The organism is Delftia sp. ZNC0008 (assembly GCF_000799035.1).
GTDB lineage: Bacteria > Pseudomonadota > Gammaproteobacteria > Burkholderiales > Burkholderiaceae_C > Comamonas > Comamonas tsuruhatensis.
In genome coordinates this window covers 1-4,188 of the sequence record NZ_JTKZ01000223.1, presented here as the reverse complement: position 1 = coordinate 4,188, position 4,188 = coordinate 1, and the positions used below count along the sequence as shown (strand labels likewise).

At 65.0% G+C, this 4,188-nt stretch carries 3 protein-coding genes and 1 pseudogene; 1 reads left to right on the top strand and 3 read right to left on the bottom strand.

The features are described from left to right. On the top strand, positions 1-716 hold a 716-nt coding region (locus L995_RS07500; RefSeq protein ID WP_047470661.1), incomplete at its 5' end, for an isoaspartyl peptidase/L-asparaginase family protein. A gap of 712 nt (positions 717-1,428) precedes the next feature. Here the strand turns inward: L995_RS07500 and phbB are convergent. The 3 genes and pseudogenes from phbB to L995_RS07485 form a co-directional block, all read right to left on the bottom strand. Then, positions 1,429-2,166, bottom strand: a complete 738-nt coding sequence (gene phbB, locus L995_RS07495) for an acetoacetyl-CoA reductase (RefSeq protein WP_026062290.1) — start codon at positions 2,164-2,166, stop codon at positions 1,429-1,431. 212 nt (positions 2,167-2,378) lie between these two features. Further along, positions 2,379-3,560, bottom strand: a complete 1,182-nt coding sequence (locus L995_RS07490) for an acetyl-CoA C-acetyltransferase (RefSeq protein WP_047470659.1) — start codon at positions 3,558-3,560, stop codon at positions 2,379-2,381. A gap of 123 nt (positions 3,561-3,683) precedes the next feature. Next, positions 3,684-4,188 (bottom strand): annotated as a pseudogene (locus L995_RS07485) (class I poly(R)-hydroxyalkanoic acid synthase); the annotation flags it as partial.

Below are 4,188 nucleotides of genomic sequence, written 5' to 3'. Positions count from 1 at the left end.
CCGCGTTGATGGACGGCAGCAACCTGCGGGCCGGCGCAGTCGCCTCCGTCAGCCAGGTGCGCAATCCGATTGCGCTGGCGCGGCATGTTCTTGACGATGGCCAGTGCGTGCTCCTGGTCGGCGAAGGGGCGCAGCGGTTTGCCGATGAGCGCGGGCTCGCGCGGATGGATGCAGGCTACTTCGACTCTGCCGAGCGCCTGGCACAGCTGCGCCGGGTGCAGGCGCAATCCGGCCAGACCGCGCTGCTGGACCACGACGCCAGCGGACTGGCGGCGCCCCCTGCTCCGCTGAACGAGAACGGCAAGATGGGCACGGTCGGCGCCGTGGCGCGCGATGTGCATGGCAACCTGGCCGCTGCGGCATCCACCGGCGGGCTGACCAACAAGCGCCCCGGGCGCGTGGGCGACACGCCCGTGGTGGGCGCAGGTTTCTACGCCGACAGCACCACCTGCGCCGTGGCGGCCACCGGAACCGGAGAGCATTTCCTGCGCGCAGCCATCGCGCACGACATCCATGCGCGCATGCGCTACCTGGGACAAAGCCTGGAACTCGCAGCCGACGCCGCAGTGCGGGGCACGCTGACACACATCGGCGGCCAGGGCGGCGTGGTGGCCGTGGACAGCCAGGGACGCGTGCACTGCCCCTTCAACAGCGCCGGCATGTACCGCGGCTACATCGTGGACGACGCGCCTGCCGTGACCCTGATTTTTGCCTGATGGACGTTTTCACCCCGGGTTGACCTGTGCCCACGCATTGCGGGCAACGAGGCGTAACAGCATCGACATTGGCCCGCCCCGCCCGTAAGCCTCTGTCAGGAAACGGATTTTTTCTCACCGCGCCAGAAATCTGTCTTCAAACTGACAGATCACCACCTCCGGGCTTGCAATTGCTTGCGTCCTGGGGCAATCCCTGAGTCAACCTGCCGCCACTGCCCCGCGTTGAACACGCAAAGGAGTGACTGCAATGACCGACATCTTTTCCCACACCGCCCTGCAGACCCGCTTTGCAGCCGCTGCGCTGGCCCAAGCTGTCTGGCCATGGGATGACCGTGACCGCAAGCGCGGTCCCCGCAGCGCCTGAAAACCGGGTCACAAAAAAGTTTCGACTTCCTCCGAAAATTTTTTGAAAACCTGTCAACCAGCTGAATCCAGCCCGCGTTAAGAGAGCAATACAGGAGAAGTTTCCATGCAAACGAACGCCATCATGTCCATCTGGCCCGAAGACGAACGCGATCGCAAGCGCTAAGGCGCTGGCTGGCGCACACGGTGCCCCAGTCTCTGACACCACCGGTCTGACGGCCTTCCGTGCAGACCCCCTCTTCCACAGAACCCGCTTCAGCGGGTTTTGTCATTTCTGGGACATTTGCCGCGGGGCTGCCCCACAAAAAAGGAGCCCGGAGGCTCCTTTGCAGTGCGAACCCTTGCAGGTTCAATGCATGTGCAGGCCACCGTTGACCGAAAAATCGGCGCCGGTGGAGTAGCCGCCTTCCTCCGAAGCCAGCCAGGCGATGATCGATGCGATCTCGCTGGGCTCGCCCAGGCGCTTGACGGGGATGGTGCCCACGATCTTCTCCAGCACATCGGGACGGATGGCCTTGACCATGTCGGTGCCGATGTAGCCGGGGCTCACTGTGTTGACGGTCACGCCCTTGGTGGCCAGCTCCTGCGCCAGCGCCATGGTGAAGCCGTGCATGCCCGCCTTGGCGGCCGAATAGTTGGTCTGGCCGGCCTGGCCCTTGGCGCCGTTGACCGAGCTGATGTTGATGATGCGGCCCCAGCCCTTTTCCACCATGTCGCCCACGACCTGCTTGGTCACGTTGAACATGGAGTTGAGGTTGGTCTCGATCACGGCCTGCCAGTCTTCGGGCGTCATCTTGATGAACATGCGGTCACGCGTGATACCGGCGTTGTTGACCAGCACATCGATGTTGCCGTGCTCGGCCTTGGTCTTGCTGAAGGCTTCGACGGTGGAAGCCCAGTCGCCCACATTGCCCACCGATGCATGGAAGGTGAAACCCAGCGCCTTTTGCTCGTCAAGCCACTTCTGGAAGTCGCGCGACGGACCACAACCTGCGATGACCTTGAAGCCTTCCTTGTGCAGACGCTGGCAGATGGCCGTTCCGATGCCTCCCATTCCCCCTGTGACATACGCTACTTTTTGAGCCATTCTTCTCTCCTGTCAATCAATGGTTGCTTCAGATCAATCTATCCATGACAACCGGAACATTGACGCCGGTTATCGCCAAGGGTGCCTGAGCCTCTGGGCCCGGCCCCCTCGCATGGCTAGTATGCAGCGCGTGCGCTGCGCTCCTCTTCGGGCAGGCCCTAGTCAAGCCTAGGATCTACCCTGAAAGCTTGCTAACGTTTTCCCGGAGCCTTTCAGACGCGCTCCACGGTCATGGCCACGCCCATGCCGCCGCCGATGCACAGGCCGGCCAGACCCTTCCTGGCGCCGCTGCGCTGCATCTCGTGCAGCAGGGTCACCAGGATGCGGGCGCCCGATGCGCCGATGGGGTGGCCGATGGCAATGGCCCCGCCGTTGACGTTGACCTTGGCCGGATCGATGCCCAGCTCCTGGTTCACCGCACAGGCCTGTGCCGCGAAGGCTTCGTTCAGCTCGAACAGGTCCACGTCCTGCGCAGACCAGCCGGCGCGCTGCAGCGCCTTGCGCGAGGCGAACACCGGGCCCAGGCCCATGGTGGCGGGGTCCAGACCGCTGGTGGCATAGGAGACGATGCGCGCCAGCGGCGTCAGGCCCAGGGCCTTGGCCTTGGAGGCGCTCATCACCACCACGGCGGCCGCGCCATCGTTCAGGCCCGAGGCGTTGCCGGCCGTCACCGAGCCGGCCTTGTCGAAGGCCGGGCGCAGGCCTGCCAGGGCGTCGGCATTGGTCTTGCGGTTGATGTACTCATCGGCCGCGAACACCACGGGATCGCCCTTGCGCTGGGGAATGCTGACGGGAACGATTTCGTCCACGAACTTGCCTGCGTCCTGTGCGGCCGTGGCCTTTTGCTGGCTGGCCAGGGCCAGGGCATCCTGCTGCTCGCGGCTGACGCTCTTTTCCTTGGCCACGTTCTCGGCCGTGATGCCCATGTGGTACTGGTTGTAGACGTCCCACAGGCCGTCCACGATCATGGTGTCGGCCATCTTCCAGTCACCCATGCGCTGGCCGTCGCGCGAGCCCGGCAGCACGTGGGGCGACAGGCTCATGTTCTCCTGGCCGCCGGCCACGACGATCTCGCTGTCGCCCGTGGCCACGGCCTGGGCCGCCAGCATCACGGCCTTCAGGCCCGAGCCGCAGACCGCGTTGATGGTCAGGGCCGGGGTTTCCTTGGCGATGCCGGCCTTCATCATGGCCTGGCGTGCAGGGTTCTGGCCTGCGCCAGCGGCCAGCACCTGGCCCATGATGACTTCACCGACCTGGTCGGTGCCGACCTTGGCGCGGCTCAGAGCCTCGCGGATCACGATGGAGCCCAGTTCGGTGGCGGGGATCTTGGCAAGGGTGCCGCCGAACTTGCCAACGGCAGTGCGGACAGCGGAAACGATGACGATGTCTTCCATGATGACGGACCTTTCTTTGGACTCTTGAAGGGATGCCCGGGTGCGCACTGCCGAAGCTGCGGCAGCGGCACCCTGCATTCAAGCCGCAGCGTTATTGCGCTGCAGCATCGAAACGATTGTGCCTCAGGCCTTGACCAGCACGTAGCGGCCCGGGGCCGGCTCGATGGCCGTGTATTCCCTGCCCTTGCCGTACTGCTTTGGCGCCGCGACCAGCTTGCCGCCGTGCTCGGCCAGCCAGGGGCTCCAGTCGGCCCACCAGCTGCCCGGGTACTCGTCGGCGCCGGCCTGCCACTCCTTGAGCGTGGGCGGCAGCTGGCCGTCCTCGCGCAGCCAGTAGCTGCGCTTTTTCTTGGCCGGCGGATTGATCACGCCCGCGATGTGGCCGGATGCGCCCATGACGAAACGCTTGTCGCCACCCAGCACCTGGGTCGATGCATAGGAGCCGCCCACGGGCACGATGTGGTCCTCGCGCGAGCCGTAGATATAGGCCGGCAGGCGCAGCTGGTGCATGTCGATGCGCTCGCCGCAGACGGTCAGCGCACCGGGCTGGACCAGCTTGTTTTCCAGGTAGAGGTTGCGCAGGTACCAGGCGTAGTACGGGCCGGGCAGGTTGGTGCAGTCGCTGTTC